Source organism: Nocardioides sp. 31GB23, from assembly GCF_040012395.1.
GTDB lineage: Bacteria > Actinomycetota > Actinomycetes > Propionibacteriales > Nocardioidaceae > Nocardioides > Nocardioides salarius.
Map to the genome: position 1 here is coordinate 1 of NZ_JBDYKJ010000051.1, position 15,599 is coordinate 15,599.

Below are 15,599 nucleotides of genomic sequence, written 5' to 3' on the forward strand. Positions count from 1 at the left end.
TCGGATGCGGGCGCTGAGCAGGGACGCAGGCCACGAGAGGAGTTCAGATGCTCAGAGAACTCACGGCACTAGGGACATGACCAGGCAGACGAGGCGGACCAGCACACGCAGCCGGCGCCGGGACGAGCGCGGGTCGGTGGCCATCGAGGCCGCGATCGGCGTCCCGGCCTTCGGCCTGTTCGTGGCGATGATCATCCTCGGCGGCCGCGTGGAGATCGCCAAGCAGTCCGTGGACGCAGCCGCCTACGAGGCAGCTCGAGCGGCCTCCATCGAGCGCACTCAGAGCGAAGCCATCACCTCCGGCAAGTCCGCGGCCACCAGCAGCTTGAACGACCAGGGCCTGCAATGCACGACCACCAACATCACGATCAACGCTGCGGCCTTCAACGCCCCGCTGGGAACCACCGCCCAGGTCACCGCCACCGTGACCTGCAAAGTCGACGTGGCGGACCTGAGCATCCCCGGCCTGCCCGGCACCCGGACGATCACTGCCACCGCCAGCAGCCCCGTCGACGCCTACCGGGAGCGCCGATGATGAGCCACCGCATCCGCTGCCTCATGACGCCGCGCTCGCGCGATGAGCGCGGCTCCATCAGCGTCTGGTTCGCCACCGCAGCACTGGCGATGATCATCCTCGTCGGGATGGCCGTCGACCTCGGCGGCAAGGTCCACACCCAGCAGCAAGCCCGCAGCGCGGCCGCCCAGGCCGCCCGCACCGGCGCCCAGGAGGTTCAGGGCTCGACCGCAGTCCGCGGCGAGGACCTCCGCGTCGACCTCACCGCCGCCAAGACGGCCGCCATGGACTATCTCCGCGCCGCCGGCGTGGAGGGAACCGTCCGCGTCGTCGACGGCGACACCCTGATCGTCACCACCACCGACACATACACCAGCAAGTTCCTCGGGATCATCGGCCTGGACACGATGCAGGTCACCGGGGAGGCGTCCGCGCGGCTCATCCGCGCCGAAGGAGGCATCGAGAGATGACCACCCATCCCACCCTGGGCCAGCGGCTCACCGGCCTCGCAGCCTCTGCCGCCGTACTCGGCATCGTCCTCGGGCTGCCCGCACTATTCCTCGCGATCGGTGCCAGCCCAATCCCGGACCACGCCCCGAACCTGGACGGCATCAAGAACGCGCTCCTGGCGCCCGACGACGGCACCCTCGTCCTCGGCCTATTCAAGGTGATCGGCTGGGTCGCGTGGGCCTTCATGGCGCTGAGCCTGGTCGTGGAGGCCATCGCACGGCTCCGCAAGGTCCAGGCGCCCCAGCTGCCGGGCCTGGGCCGGCCTCAGGCCGCAGCACGCGGCCTCATCGGCCTCGCCGCCCTGCTGTTCATCGCCGCGCCCATCGCCGCCCAGGCAGCCACGATCACCACGGCCGCCGCGGCGCCAGTGACGGTGGGACACGTCAACGCCGGTGCCGCCGACCAGGCGCCCGCCCAGCAGGACGTCAAGGTCGAGACGAAGCAGGAGCGCCAGCGCAAGACGCTCGACCACGCTGTGAAGCCGGGGGAGAGCCTGTGGTCGATCGCCGAGGACCACTTCGGCGACGGTGCCCGCTACAAGGAACTCGTCGAGCTCAACCGCGACCTCCTCGGCGCGCAGCCGAGCTTCCTCGAGCCCGGTTGGGTACTCAAGCTGCCCGCCCTCAACGGCGAGGCACCGGCCCACGACTACACGGTGCAGCCCACCGACACCCTCAGCGAGATCGCCCAAGAACAGCTCGGCGACGCCGACCGCTGGCCCGAGATCTACCAGGCCTCCATCGGCATCACCCAGCCCGGCGGGGCCCAGCTGACCGACCCCGACGTCATCGACGTCGGCTGGAAGCTCAAAATCCCCGGCGCCGAGCAGGGGGGCAGTCACGACGACACCCGGCACCAGCAGCCGCGCGACGTCGAGCCCGAGACGCCCGCCAGCCCCGAGGACCAGCGGCCCGTCGACCTGCCGGCCGAGGAGGAGCCGCCGGTCGCCCAGGAGCCCGAGGTGCCCGAAGTACCCGAGACGGCCGTGCCCGACGCGCCGCCCCAGGCCGAGGAGCCGGCGGCACCGGCCGCCGACATCGACCAGGTCGACGACGCTGACGACTCGATCCTCGACGCGCCGTGGGTCCTCGCCGGTCTGACCGGCGGGGGCGTCCTGCTGTCCGGGGCACTGCTCATGGCCCTGCGGTCCCGCCGCCGCGCCGGCTACCGGAACCGGACACCGGGCCGCGCGATCGCCGCGCCGCCTCCGGAGCTCGCGCCTGTCGAGATGACCCTGAACGCCACCGGTGCCGCGGCCGCGGCGACCGTGGAGTTCGCGGACGAGGCGCTGCGCCGCCTCGCGGCCGCCGTCGGCGCGCAGGGCATCACGATGCCGCCGCTCGCTGCCGTGGAACTCGCGCACGGCAAGCTGACCTTGCACCTGAGCGCGCCGGCCGCTGTCCCGGGGCCCTGGGTGGGCAGCCCGGACCAGACCCACTGGCACGTCAGCACGGACACCGCCGTCGACGAGCTTGGCCCGGACACGGGGAACGTCGAGCCGCCCTACCCGCTCCTGGCCACCATCGGCATGAGCGACACCGGTGAGACGTGGCTGCTCAACTGCGAGGAACTGTCCACTCTCACCATCAGCGGCGACCCGACCTACGGCCGGGACTTCGCCCGCCACCTCGCCGCACAGTTCGCCGTCAACCCGTGGTCGCGGCGCGTGCAGGTCGACTGCATCGGCGTGGCTGAGGAAGCCGTCGCCATGGACGAGCGGATCAGCTACCACCCGACCGGAGCAGCCGGGTCGCTCGCGACCGCGGAGGCCCTCGCGGCCGCCGTCACCACGGTCGACCGGGCGAAGCGACACGACACCGACGTGTCCACGGCACGCACCGGCAGCGTCGACGACGACACCTGGCCGGCCCGGATGCTGTTGCTCGACGCGGCGGCCGGAGACCCCGAGGACCTCGAGCAGCTGCTGCAGCTGGTCACCGACCACGTCGGGCAGTCCGCCACCTCCATCGTCGTCGCCGGCGAGCGCCCCAACACACCGGGCGCCGTCCTGCACATGACGAACACCGGCCGCGTCGTCCTCGAGCAAGCCAGCCTCAACCTCATCGCCGTCGGCCTCACCAGCGACGAGGCCCGCGGCTGCGCCCTGGTCTACGGACAGAGCGAGGTCGCCGAGGACGTCCCCGTGCCGGTCGACGAGACCGCCACCGACGGCTGGGAGGCCTACACCGACCAGTCCGGGGCACTGCGCCGCGAGTACACCCTGCCGCGCAACACCCCCGCGGACGCCGTCGACGAGCCGCTGTCCTCCCTCCTGGAGGGCGACGACCAGGACTACATCCGTCAGAGCGCGATCGTGCAGGAGGACCTCGAGACGCTGGCGCCGAAGGTTCCCGAGCACGTCCGAGCCGAGGTCGAGCAGAGCGACCCCAATCTCGACCAGGACATCGCCGACTGGTTCTCGACCGACTGCGACCGTCCACGGCTCAGCCTGCTCGGTCCGGTCACCGCACGCACCCACGGCAAGGCCCTGGCCAAGCGCAAGCCCTACTTCACCGAGCTCCTCGCGTACCTTGCCCTGCACCGCAAGCACGGAGCCACCCGCGAGGAGATCGGCGAGGCATTCGGGATCACCCCCGGCAAGGTGCGCGACTACACCAACACCGTCCGCGAGTGGCTGGGCTCCAACCCGGCCACTGGAGAGCCCCACCTGCCCCACGCCGACAAGGCACCCGCCACCAAGCTTCGCGGCGTCAACGTCTACCAGGTCGACGACGGTCTCTTGGTCGACCTCCACCTCTTCCTCCGACTGCGCAAGCGCGGGCAGGCCCGGGGCGGCGCGGAAGGCGTCGCCGACCTCTGCACCGCGCTCGAGCTGGTCGGCGAGGCCAAGCCGTTCAGCCAACTGCGTGAAGAGGGATGGTCTTGGCTGGTCAATGAGCCCGACCGCGTCGACCTCATGGCGTCCGGCTGGATCGCCGATGTCGCCCTCATCGTCGTGACCGAGGCTCTCGCCGCCGGCGACCTGGTCAAGGCTCGCTCCGCCGCTTACGTCGCCAACCGGGCCGACCCTGACGGCGAGAGCACCCGCCTGTGCCTGGCCCACGTCATGAAGGCCGAGGGCGACCAGCTCGAGGCCGACCGGATCCTCCGCGAGGAGATCTGCAACCGGTCCGACGACGGCGACGCCCCGCTGGAACTGTCGGAGCGCACGAAGACCATCATCAGTACCCACGGCTGGCTCGCGAGCTGACTCGGGAAGGGAGCACCAGCACATGACCACGTTCGACCAGGAGCTCACCGGCCGCTACGTCGCGGCCGGCGGCGACCGCCCAGACCTCGACGCCCGACGCGTGGCCAGGGCCGTCTTCGTGCGCGACACCATCCGCACCCTCTACAACGCCGACAAGCAGTTCGGCATCGACCCCGCCGACAACGGCTCGCTGGCCGAGCTCGTCGACGCCGCCGAAGAACACCTCGAGCACATTGCCACCGACGTCAGCCAGCGATCAGTCATGGCGCCGCCCAACATAGGAGGAGACACCGCATGAGGAAGCACCACTCCGCACTCGGGGGAGTGGCCCTCGCCCTCGCCCTCACCCTCACGGGCTGCTCGGACGACAGCACCGACCCCGAGGCCGAGGACACCCCGACCGCTACGCCGAGCTCGAGCCCGACGAGCACTGCGCCGACGCCGCAGACTCCCGAGGAGAAGGCGGCGGCCCAGCTGGCGATGTACCTCGAGGTACGCGACCTCGCTTACCGGAAGCGGGACATCAACTTCAAGGCGCTCAATCCGGTCGCGACCGGTGAGGAGTTTCTGCAGTTGCAGCACACCGTCGCGAGCATGATGAATGAAAACGTCACGGTGACCGGGGAGTACGCACACACGCTCGACGCGCCGCGGAATCGCGGGACCTCGATCCTGATCATCGACTGCGAGGACCGCACCAGGGTCACCTGGAAGAACGACGGGGCGATCAGGCAACCGGACTTCACCGACCCCAACGGAAACCCGCTCCGCAACCCCGCCCCGGTTGAGTACACGCTCGTCAAGGACAAGGGTGCGTGGAAGGTCTCCGACTCGGACCTGCTTTGGGACCAGCCATGCTGAGGAGACTCATTGCTCTGTTGGTGGCGTTGGCAGGGTCGCTCGTCATCGTGTTCGTCACCGCCTCCGCCGCGAGCGCTGACTGCACAGCGGACCCGGTGACCGGCGAAGTTGTCTGTGACGACGAGGATGGCGGCAACGACGGCGGTGACGGCGGTGACACCGGTGGCTCGTCGACTTGCTCGACCTCAGACGGTAGGGAGATCCCGTGCACTGGCCCCGGCGGGTCGGTATGGAGCAGCAGCCATCAGTGCTGGGTCGGCGACGTCTGGGATCCGGGTGGGGAGGGCCCACTGCCGCCCCCTGGACAGAGCAACGAGGATGGTGCGTGGCACATCTGCTACTGGCCGCCCCCAGGCTCCTCATGGGATCCGGTCTGGATCCAGAACGGCACGGTCACGATCGACCCGGTGGTTCTCGCCAATCGCGCGATCGCGTCGATGGACCTGGATCCGATCAGGATCGGCATCGTTCCCGAGCCCGGCCCCAACCGGATCGGACTCGTTGGTCTGCCGGTGTGGATGTGGGTCGACAGCCCGACCGATGACACGTTCGGACCGATCACCGCGTCCGCCAGCGAAGGGCCGGTCTCGGTCAGCGCCACCGCCAGCGTCTCCAGCATCGTGTGGAACATGGGCGACGGCACCAAGGTGACCTGCACCGGCAAGGGGACGCCGTACGCCGATCACTACGGCAAGCAGGACTCCCCGACCTGCGGGCACCGCTACGCGAAGATGTCGACCGACCAGCCCGAGGGTGCGTACCAGGTCACCGCGGCCAGTCACTGGGTGGTCGAGTGGACCGGTGGCGGGCAGTCCGGAACCATCGAGTTCGACCTTGCCACCGAGCCCCTCCCGATCCGCATCGGGGAGGCCCAGGTGCTGACCCAGTGACCCTGTACTAGCCGACCGACCCACCGACACAGGTCTCGTCCTCTCAGCAGGAAGGGGACCTGTGTCGTTCGCTGCCCGAGCGCGCCCCGAGGTACCGGGCCTGCCGAGCGGAGCTGCTCGTGCTGCCGCTGCTGGACGTGAAAGAGCCCCAGGCGTCTCGGGTCACCTGGGGATCGCGAGAAGTAGAGCATGGGGTGGCTCGCCTGCGCTGATGAATAGGAAATCGCGCGGACCTAGACGCTCGCCTTCGGGGGGCCAGCTGGCCCGTCACGTGACCTGGGTGCCCGCCCTTCTGGCGGTCTGGGGTCCGCCGATCTGCGAGCTCGCCCTCGACACAGCGTGGCCTGACGGCCGCTTGGTCCGGCAGGAAGTCAGGCGAGGATGCAGTCGGCGAGTGGGGCGCGGAAGCGCTGCGAGAGCACGGATCTGAGTTGGAGGAACAGGGACACGTCGCCGGGGAGCACGTGAGCGACAGCTGCGCTCAGTACTGCTGCCGCCTCGGGGATGTTCAGGCAGGCGATGAGGTCGGCTTCGTGCTCCTCGACGAAGACCTCGTCCTTGATTGCCTTCATCGCGGCGGCAGCGCCACGGATGACAGGGTCGAGAGCGGCGGGGTGGGGGCTGGTGTCGAGCTCGTCGTCGAACGCTGTCCAGTCCACGCCCGGCGGGCAGGGGGGGGGGAGTGCTGGCCAGCTGGTTCAGGACCAAGCCGAGTCCCAGTGTGCGCTCGTTGACCTGCAGATCGTGCTCGATGGCGGACACCATCTCTGCCGCGCTGGCGACCGTCAGACGGTTTGCGGTGGCTGTGAGGTCGTCACGCATCATTCGTGCTACTGCGTCTCGTTGTTCGGCACCGCTGTCGGCGTAGCGCAGAAGGATGCGTAGCGACCGGTCCAGGTTGAACGTAGAGGGCGCGTCCAGTACGTGGAGCCCGTGAGCCAAGATGCGGCGGCTCCAGTTCGGCCATGCGCGCGCCATACCGTCGTCAAGGACGTCGAGAGCTACCTCGGGGCCGATCGGTAGATGCGATCCGAATCGTTCGGGAGCCTCCTGGTCGACCGTCTCGATGAGCTCGACCACGGCCTGATGTTCGTGGGCGCGAGGTTCCGCGAACATCTTTCCTGTCGCGAACAACCAGGTGTTGCGCCAATGTGGGCTGGGGGCCAGGAGACGTAGCCGGTTGATCAGGGTCTCAAGGGGCGCGTCGCTGATTCGCCGGGCCGCCATGAGTTCTTGGAGTGAGCGCACGTCGAAACCGAAGCCGTCGTTCCGGGGCGCGATCAGGACCAGTCGCTGTGTGGCAGACCTAATGATCGAGTCCAGGACGTCGGAGTGGTGCCCGTCGGGCTTGAACTCGGCGTCGTTGAGGATGTGCCAGACGATGTCGCGCAGCTCCGGCTCTGTTAGAACAGCCGTGGAGTGGTCGGCCGTCTCGCTGCGCTGTTGAAGCACGAAGCCGGCGCGCTCGTGAAGCTGGTGGATGAACGGCTCGTACTTGGTCAGGAGCGTGCGGACCATCGTCGGTTTGTTGCGCTCTCGTCGTACGACGGTGTCGTAATAGCTCCAGAACAGGCTGTACCGGTCTGGTGCGATGGTCCCTGCGCCGTCGACGATGATCGACAGGATGAGTACTTGCAGCGGCGTCCGCAGCAGTTTGACGAGGTTCTCATCCTGCGCAGCGTTCCGAAGGGCCGTGACGACCTTGCCGATCCGCTCGTCGTCGCCGCTAAGGCGTACTTGGGCGGCCTTAGTTCCGAAGGCGACGGCCTCAGCGGGTGTCAGGTCGTCCAGTCCGATGGTTTCGAACGACGTCGGGTCGATGTTTTCGGTGTAGCCAACCGGGCGGGTCGTGATGACGGCGAGTAGGTCGCATCGGTCTCCCTCTGCGTTGTTGACGAACTCCACGACGCGCTCGATCGCCGTGCGCCGCGTCTCTGGCTCGGTGACCTCGTCCAGGCCATCGAATACGACTAGCCAGGGCCAAGCGCGCAGCCAGGAGGTCAGCGTTGCGGGAGTGACGGTGCCATGGTTCGACTTCTTGCTGATGTGTTCGGCCACGTATCGCATCAGCGATTGGTCGAGCTTGTGGCCTCGTTCCTCCGCGTAGTCGGCGAGGTCGATGCGCAGCGGCCAGCGCCGGTGCCGCGGGAGTTGGTGCCCCAGCCTCCGCAGCACGTCCACGGTCCCGGTGATCACGGTGTCGTGGTTGGCCGCTAGTGCCGTGGAGCCTTTGAGCGCTGCAACCCGGTATGCCTGCACGATCAGCTTGGAGATCGTGGTCTTCCCGTTGCCCGGCTGGCCGGTGAGGACGATGTGGCGCGGCCCGTCCACAGCTGTGATGTCTCGAGCTAGGAGGTTGTCTCCCCGCTCGAAGACATGCCGCAGCACGGTGCTCCTGTGGCCTCCGCCCGGGAAGGTCACGGGGAGATCGATGGCGACCTCGTGTACCGGGATGCCGCGGTTTTCGCGGTCACCGGCGTCGTCGAAGTACACGAGCCCGTCGGAGAGTAGTTCGGTGCGTGCCTGGTCAAGCAGAACCGGTTCGCTGTCCTTAAGGGCGATGTTGCCCGTGAGTTCAGAGATGAAGGTGAAGACGTCGCTGGCGGTCAAGAAGGCGTCGAACCGGCGGCGCACGCCTTCGTGCGTGCTCAACAGAGCGTCTAGCTGGTTGCCGTCCCAGAATCGGATCGTCTTGATGTGCGCGATCCGCTTGCGCCGCTGGACCCTATCGAGAATTGCATCCTGATCGTCGATGTCGCGGCTGGGGTCGTTGAGTCTGTCGCGGTAGGCCTTGATGTTCTTGCGGATGGCGTCGTGGCCGCCCGTGTTCTGAACGGGCGTGAGTGCGACGTTGGTGATGAAGACGAGCTGATCGGGCAGGGGATCGCGCGGGTCCTTCCTATCCCACTCAGCCCAGGCGTCGAGTTCCTTCTTGACCTCTCCCCACAACCACGAGGCATTGGTGGTCTCCGAGTCGGAGATCTTGTCGTGATGCTTGACCTGGAAGACGGTGTAACCGCTGAAGGTGTCTTCTGAGGGCTCGAGTGCTGAGGCGAACTTCAGGTTGCCCTCGAAGTACAGATCGCGGCCGCCGTCCTTGCCAGCGCCCATGACCTGGACACCTGGGCCGAACTCGGCGATCGCCAGCGCAGCGGCCATCGACTGAAAGGCACCGGGGCACAACAACTGCAGCTGGTGCTTCACGGACGACTCCACTGTTCGACGGACGGCTCAAGGTAGCAACGCGCAGCGACACGGCGGGTTCGACCCGCGCGGTCACCCGTCCGTCTGTCACCAGGGCGCTGCCGCGGAGCGAATCCCTACCGATTCTGTGTTGAAAGGTAGGTGCGTCGCGTTTGGAAACGTTCGGCGCATCTCGACGAATAGGCCCCGCGCCACCCTGGTCAAGAAGTTTCTGCAATTTTCGGGGGGACGGCCTCTGACCTGCGGAAACGCGCGTCCCTCCTCTGCGTCCCCCCTCCAAATCGGGGGTTTGGGGGGACGGATGCGGGGACGCCCGCTCGCGACCTTTCTGCCGTGCACAGCCACGGACGAAAGGGGAGCGAGTGCGATGAGTGTGGGTGACCAGCTCGGCCTCGACGACAACAGCGAACTGCTCGACCAGGCCCGCCAGAAGTGGCCGGCTTGGGTGGCCGCGGATCCACGGCTTGGAGTCGTCGAGGAGTTCGACGACCTCCGGGCCTGGCTGCCCTCGGTGGACAGCGCAGCCTCTGACGAGGTCCTCCTGGCGCTGGCCATGCTGGCGGCTCCGGATGGCGGCGACGACATCGCTGCTGCGGCCGCGCTCGCCAAGTGCCTGCTGCCCGGCGCGTGCCGGCTCGCCGGCTGGCTGAGCACCCTCCCTCCCCGCGAGGTCTTCCGCGACAGCCAGCCCGTCGCGGCAGGCTCCTGGTCGGCCGTCGAGCGGATCGACGAGCTGGTGGCCTCCCAGCTGTGGATCGAGGTTCGGACCTTCAAGTGGCGCCGGCTGCGCAAGGTCGCCGCGAACATCCTGATCAACACTCGCGTCGGCGTCCTCCGCGAGGTCGGGGACTTCTTCTACGTCTCCCGGGCCGACCGCACGTGGGCGAACACCACCCTCGTGGAGTTCTTCTCGTCCGGAGACTTGGCCGACGGCGACGCAGGAGTGTGGAGCGCCGCCGCGATGCCGACCGAACGGGTTGCTGGCGCCCTGTTCCACCGTCCCGAGATCCTCGCCGACGCCGGCCCGGAGCAGGAGGAGCCGTCGGCCACCGAGGAGCTGCTGGAGCTGCTGGCGTGGGCCTGCGAGAACCAGGTGATCAGCCCGGCCGACCGGTACCTGCTGCTGTGCCTGGTCGACGAGGCCGACCGGGTCGAGACCCGCAACCTTGCTCGCGGCTACGGCGGTCTGCTGAGCAACGAGGTGTCCAGCCGGGTCGCGCCGCGGGTCGGGGTGTCCGAGGCAACCGTCCGTCGCCGCGGCTCGCGCAGCATGCGCGCCCTCGCCGCGGCCGCCCCGAGGAAGTTCGGCCATGACGAATGAGCGCAACCGTGATCGCTCCCACCGCCCCACTACACATAGGCGACTGGAGGTGGTGAAGCCCATGACGAACACCCAGGACGACCGCGAGAGCCGGACGCCGGAGCAGGTTGCCGAGCTGTTCGCGATCGCCGGCCGCGAGACCGAGGCGATCGAGCAGCTCACCGGCTGCGTCGCCCAGCTGCACGAGGTCCAGGCCGCCAAGGCACAGCTGGCAAGCCTGACTCCGGCTGAGGTCCGCGCCGCGCTTGAGTTCCGCCGCGGCGGCATCGGGGAGGCCCAGTGAGCACCCAGATCTCAAGCCGCCCGGTCGGGGTCGACGAGCTCAAGCGGGCCTGGGATGCCGTGAACGCCGGCGAGTTCCGCACCGGCGTCGGCGCCGGCAAGGGACCCCGCGGCCGCGGCCCCGCCGCCGCGGACGACTGGTCGCCAGCCGCGGGGGAGCACACCATCGCGGTGATCGGATGCGCCGGGTCGGTCGGGGCCAGCACCATCGCCCTGGCTGCCGGCCTGGCTGCCGCCGGCCCGGTCCGGGTGATCGAGTGCTGCTCGGTCACCGCCTCTGGTCTCGCCGCCGCAAGCACCGCCGAGCTCGGCCTGCACCCGACCGACTGGCGTCAGGGCAAGCGCGACCACGTCCTGCTCGAGCGGGCCAGCGAGGTGCTCGCCGGCGTCGACGAGATTCCGCTGCCGATCGACGCCGAGAACGAGACCCAGCTGACCATCCTCGACGTCGGCTGGGAGGCCGGCCTGCTGCTGGCCACCGACTGCTGGCTCGCCGAGGCCGTCCGCACCGCCGACCAGGTCGTCCTGGTCACCACCGCCACCGTCCCCGGGATGCGTCGCGCCTCGGTCGCGCTCGAGCTGCTGGCCAACCACTGGCAGCCCGAGCAGATCGCCCTCGCCGTGCGTGGGCCGCGCCGCAAGAAGTGGCCCCGGGGCCTCGAGCACGCCGGCGGCCCCGCCGTACGTCGCGCCCTGGTCGCGGACCGGTGCGTGGAGATCCCCGAGGAACGCGAGCTCGCGGTCAACGGCCTGGACTCCCGGCCCGTCCCGGCCCCCCTCATCTCGGCAGCCCGTCAGCTGCTCGAGCCCGCCCACCTGTCCACCGACACCAGCGAAAGCGCCTGACCCGCACCGAGTCAAGCAAACCCAGAAAGGAAGTCCACCCATGGACGTCATGACCGCTCTCCTCCCGATGGCCGCCCAGGTCTGCCCGAAGGCGCCGCCGGGTGCCGTCGGACCCACCAACGAGATCACCAGTTACGTGCTGTGGGGCGTCATCGTCCTGTTCGGCCTCGGCATCGTGATCGCCATCGGCGCGATCATCGCCGGCCGCGTGTTCTCCCTGCCGCACGCCTCCAAGGTCGGGGTGATCTCGGTGGTGGTCGTGTTCGCCTGCGCGATCGCCTACCTGGTCCTGCCCGGCATGCTCAACGGGATCCTCGGCAAGGGCTGCATCTGATGCGGCGCGCAGCCACGAAGAAGGCCGAAGGTGCCACGGAGTGGGGCCGGCGCCGCCTGCTCGGAATCCTGGTCGCCGCCGTCGTCGTGGCGGTGCTCCTGCTCGGTGGCCTCGGCTACGCGGTCTACCTGGCCGTCGCCGGGATCGGTGAGGAAGCCAGCGCCAACACCGACGTCGCCACCGGCGAGACCGATCGCTCGACGGTGGCCCAGGGTGCCGTGCATCGCGACGAGGTAGCGGCCGAGCCGATGCTGGCCGTTCCCGAGAGCGCCGCCTTCCCGGCCGCGACCCCCAGCGCCAAGGTGCCCGTCATCAAAGTCCCGGCTGGCACCGGTGTGAACGGACCGGCGTTCGTGATGACCGGGTTCCCGCACACCCCCGAGGGCGCGATCGGGCAGCTCGCGCAGATCGACCTGGCGGTGCTGCAGTCGATGAGCCTGACCACCGCGGCGGAGGTCTACAACGCCTGGGCTCTGCCCGGCGGGGTCCGCGCCGAGGAGTGGTGGATCACCGCCAGCGTCCAGGCCTTCTTGACCAGCACCGGAATGGGCGAGGTCAAGGACCCCAGCGCCTCGGTCTCCCTCGAGCCGGCCGCCGCGCTCGTGAAGGGCACCGACGGGCCCGACTGGACCACCGTCTGCGTGCTGATGAAGGTCACCGCCTCCTACAAGCAGGAAGGCCAGATCGCCTTCGCCCACTGCGAGCGCATGCAGTGGGTCGGCGGGCGCTGGATGGTCGCTCCCGGCGCCCCGCCCGCACCCGCCCCCGCGACCTGGCCCGGCACGCAGCTGGCCCACGAGGCCGGCTGGCGCACCTGGTCGACCGACGACACCACTGACCCTGACCACATCGAAGGGGACCACTGATGAAGAACCTGACGACCGGCAACGACGACTCGCGGGCCACCCTGGTGCGCATCGGCATCCTGGTGGGGATCGCCTGCATGGTGGCCACCGTCGTCTGGCTCGGTGCTCGCACCCGGGCCGACGACGACTCCGGCGGCCCCGACGCCACCGGCGGGGACAACTCGAGCCAGACGGTCGAGAACGCATCGGTCGAGCAGGTCGCACCGGACACCGCGCCGGTCGACGGAGTCGTAATCCCGACCGGCGACGACCAGGTCGACGGCTACCCGACGGGATTTCCGGCCACCGACCTGGGCGCCGTGGCGCTTCAGGTCGAGCTGGCCAAGGCACAGCTCGGGTTCGACTTCGACCAGGCCGTCACCGTCGCCCGCCTCTACGCCAATCCCGAGGACAAGGCCGTCTTCGAGGAGCGCTCCCGCGCCGCGGTCGCGCTGCGCCGCCAGCAGGCCGGCGTCGCGAAGGAGGGCGACGTGCCCGCCCCCGCGTCGTACGCCGTCACCCCGGTCGCCTTCACACTCGAGGAGCTCGACACCGGCTACTACGCGGTGAACCTGCTCAGCTACGTCACCCTCACCACCGTTGACGGCCAGGTCAAGGACAGCCTCTACGCCGGCACCCAGCTGATGCGGTGGCTCGACGGTGACTGGCGACTGGTCCAGGGCAGCGAAGCGGACATCGAGCACCTGGTCTCGGAGGGCCAGCCGCAGGCGGTGGCGCCCGGCACCCCCGAGTTCGCGAAGGCCGGCTGGATCCGGATCAACGGAGCTCCCCAGTGAGCACCGTCATCACCGCCGTGCGCCGGGCGAGCCGACTCGCCAACGCCGCCCTGGCGCTCCTGGTGCTCACCACGCTCCTCGGAGCTGCCTCGACCCTCCAGCCTCCCGCCGCAGCGGCCAGCGAGCCGGCCGCCAGCACGGCGCACCTCGCTCCGATCGCCCCGGTGGTGGCCAGCGGCACTTTGCCGGCCCGCAACCTCAAGATGGGCTGCCCGGGGCCCGACGCCCTGTGCGATCTCGGCGGCGACGCCGTCGACTGCGCCAAGGACCCGATCGATTGCGGCAAGGACGCCGCCGGCGATGTGAAGGACGGTGCCGGCGACCTGCTGGACGGCGCGGGAGATCTGCTCCCCGACGGCTGCGGGATCCTCGACGCGATCTGCGGCAACATCGGCGGGTTGCCCGGGCTTCCGGGCGTCCCTGGGCTGCCCGGGATCCCCGGTCTGCCGAACGTCGGTGACCTCTTCGGCGGCGGCATCCCCGGTCTCGGTGACATCCCCAACCCGTTCGAGGCCATCGGCGACGTCATCGCCAAGGCCGCGGCCGACGCCTGGACCGCGGCCATGCTCGCGATCTGGAACTCCGGCCTGTTCGTGCTGCGCATCGTGCTCACGTTCAGTGAGCTGTTCTTGACTCCGGACCTGAGCGCCGACGGCCCGGGCAAGGACGTCTACGCCTTCACCCTGTGGCTGGCGCTGGCCCTGGTGGTCATCTTGGCGATGATCCAGCTCGGCGCCGCGGCCTTCAAGCGCGAGGGCAAGAGCCTCGCCCGGGCCTTCATCGGGTCCGGCCAGTTCGTCTTGGTGTGCGCCTGCTGGTTCGGGTACTGCGTCATGATCATCGCGGCGTGCGGGGCGCTGACCAAGGCGCTGATGAAGTCGCTGCTCAAGGTGCAGACCTGGCCCGACTGGGACCCGCTCGGCGGACTCGGCATCGACGACATCGCCGACGCCGGCGTGGCCACCGCTCTTGCCTTCCTGGGGATCTTCCTGTGGCTGGCCGCCATCGGGCACGTCCTGGTCTACCTGGCCCGCGCGGCGTCCCTGCTGGTGCTCACCGCCACGGGGCCGCTCGCGGCCGCCGGCCTGGTCTCGGAGTTCACCCGCTCCTGGTTCTGGAAGTCGCTGCGCTGGTTCCACGCCGCGGCGTTCACCCCGGTGCTGATGGTGATGGTGCTGGGCATCGGCGTGCAGTTCGCCAACGGAGTCGCCGCCCACCTGGCCGAGGACACAGCCAAGGCGTTCGGCACCGCGCTGCCGGCCGTGATGACGATCCTGATCAGCGTCGTCGCCCCGCTGTCCCTGTTCAAGCTCCTGGCCTTCGTCGACCCCGGCACCCCCAGCGGCGCGTCGTTCCGCCAGGGCATGGCCATCCAGGGCGGCCTCCAGGGCCTGCTCAGCGGCGGCGGCGCAGGTGGCGGCTCGTCGGCTGCGTCGACCACTGACGCCAACGGCCGCTCCTCGGGCGAGCAGAGCGCCGAAGCCTCGACCGGCGACCGGTTCAGCAAGTCGACCCAGGGCGCCCTGGGCAGCTTCGGGCCGGTCGGCCAGGCCCTGTCGACCGGCATGGGCTGGATCAACTCCGCCGGCGCGAAGGCGACCTCTCTGATGTCGGACGAGAGCAACCAGGCCGGTGTGGGCCAGAGCACCTACGGCCCCGACTTCAGCGGCCTGGGTGGACGGCAGTCCGGTGGCCAGTCCGGCGGCCAGGGCGGGACCCACCCCGGGTCGCAGAACGGCGACCGGAGCGACGAGGACTCGTCGATGCCGACCCCGCCCACGCCTCCTGCGCCGCCCACCCCGACGACGCTGCCCACCGGCGGCGGCCCCGGCGGCGGTTCAGGCGGCCAGGGCGGCGGAGGAGCTGACGCCGCTCCCAAGACCCCGGCCGCCGGCGGTGGGGGAGCGGCTGGCAGTGCCGGCGGCGCCGGCGCGGCAGCTGGCGGCATCCCACCGGTGGCGGTGTAACCGATGCGCCGACCGCC

Annotated in this window: 14 protein-coding genes; 13 read left to right on the forward strand and 1 reads right to left on the reverse strand. The window is 69.6% G+C overall.

The window, feature by feature from the left end:
- The first annotated feature begins 136 nt into the window (after window positions 1-136).
- From ABKW28_RS15800 to ABKW28_RS15825, 6 genes are read left to right on the forward strand one after another with little or no spacing between them, the layout of a single operon-like run.
- Window positions 137-535 carry a TadE/TadG family type IV pilus assembly protein gene (locus ABKW28_RS15800; protein ID WP_343061665.1) on the forward strand — a complete coding sequence of 133 codons (399 nt, stop codon included), beginning with the start codon at window positions 137-139 and terminating at the stop codon, window positions 533-535.
- Window positions 535-984, forward strand: a complete 450-nt coding sequence (locus tag ABKW28_RS15805; protein WP_235532553.1) for a pilus assembly protein TadG-related protein — start codon at window positions 535-537, stop codon at window positions 982-984. Before ABKW28_RS15800 ends, ABKW28_RS15805 begins: the two co-directional genes overlap by 1 nt.
- Window positions 981-4,235 carry a LysM peptidoglycan-binding domain-containing protein gene (locus tag ABKW28_RS15810; RefSeq protein WP_056680598.1) on the forward strand — a complete coding sequence of 1,085 codons (3,255 nt, stop codon included), beginning with the start codon at window positions 981-983 and terminating at the stop codon, window positions 4,233-4,235. Before ABKW28_RS15805 ends, ABKW28_RS15810 begins: the two co-directional genes overlap by 4 nt.
- A 22-nt stretch (window positions 4,236-4,257) precedes the next feature.
- Complete coding sequence (locus ABKW28_RS15815) at window positions 4,258-4,533, forward strand: hypothetical protein (RefSeq protein WP_056680600.1); 276 nt, start codon at window positions 4,258-4,260, stop codon at window positions 4,531-4,533.
- A complete protein-coding gene (locus tag ABKW28_RS15820) occupies window positions 4,530-5,096 on the forward strand; it encodes a hypothetical protein (RefSeq protein WP_056680603.1) in 567 nt (188 codons plus the stop codon). The genes ABKW28_RS15815 and ABKW28_RS15820 overlap by 4 nt, the downstream gene beginning before the upstream one ends.
- A complete protein-coding gene (locus tag ABKW28_RS15825) occupies window positions 5,090-5,986 on the forward strand; it encodes a hypothetical protein (protein ID WP_185254953.1) in 897 nt (298 codons plus the stop codon). The genes ABKW28_RS15820 and ABKW28_RS15825 overlap by 7 nt, the downstream gene beginning before the upstream one ends.
- Before the next feature lie 267 nt (window positions 5,987-6,253).
- Here ABKW28_RS15825 and ABKW28_RS15830 read toward each other — a convergent pair whose 3' ends face one another.
- Window positions 6,254-9,190, reverse strand: coding sequence for a hypothetical protein (locus tag ABKW28_RS15830; RefSeq protein ID WP_056680608.1), 2,937 nt, complete (start codon window positions 9,188-9,190; stop codon window positions 6,254-6,256).
- A 367-nt stretch (window positions 9,191-9,557) separates the two neighbouring features.
- On the opposite strand from ABKW28_RS15830, the gene ABKW28_RS15835 reads away from it, so the two are divergent.
- From ABKW28_RS15835 to ABKW28_RS15865, 7 genes are all read left to right on the forward strand, one after another.
- Window positions 9,558-10,511, forward strand: a complete 954-nt coding sequence (locus ABKW28_RS15835) for a hypothetical protein (RefSeq protein ID WP_056680611.1) — start codon at window positions 9,558-9,560, stop codon at window positions 10,509-10,511.
- Between the two features lie 61 nt (window positions 10,512-10,572).
- Window positions 10,573-10,794, forward strand: coding sequence for a hypothetical protein (locus tag ABKW28_RS15840; RefSeq protein WP_056680613.1), 222 nt, complete (start codon window positions 10,573-10,575; stop codon window positions 10,792-10,794).
- The gene (locus ABKW28_RS15845; protein ID WP_056680616.1) at window positions 10,791-11,639 is read left to right on the forward strand and encodes a hypothetical protein; all 849 of its coding nucleotides are present in this window, start codon (window positions 10,791-10,793) and stop codon (window positions 11,637-11,639) included. Before ABKW28_RS15840 ends, ABKW28_RS15845 begins: the two co-directional genes overlap by 4 nt.
- 40 nt (window positions 11,640-11,679) lie before the next feature.
- Entirely contained in the window at window positions 11,680-11,973 is a 294-nt protein-coding gene (locus tag ABKW28_RS15850) for a hypothetical protein (RefSeq protein WP_011755687.1), read from the forward strand.
- Window positions 11,973-12,839 carry a hypothetical protein gene (locus tag ABKW28_RS15855; RefSeq protein ID WP_056680619.1) on the forward strand — a complete coding sequence of 289 codons (867 nt, stop codon included), beginning with the start codon at window positions 11,973-11,975 and terminating at the stop codon, window positions 12,837-12,839. The genes ABKW28_RS15850 and ABKW28_RS15855 overlap by 1 nt, the downstream gene beginning before the upstream one ends.
- Window positions 12,839-13,615, forward strand: coding sequence for a hypothetical protein (locus ABKW28_RS15860; protein ID WP_056680622.1), 777 nt, complete (start codon window positions 12,839-12,841; stop codon window positions 13,613-13,615). The genes ABKW28_RS15855 and ABKW28_RS15860 overlap by 1 nt, the downstream gene beginning before the upstream one ends.
- Window positions 13,612-15,582 (forward strand): type IV secretion system protein, encoded by a 1,971-nt coding sequence (locus tag ABKW28_RS15865; protein ID WP_056680625.1) that lies wholly within the window; start codon window positions 13,612-13,614, stop codon window positions 15,580-15,582. Before ABKW28_RS15860 ends, ABKW28_RS15865 begins: the two co-directional genes overlap by 4 nt.
- Window positions 15,583-15,599: the final 17 nt, after the last annotated feature.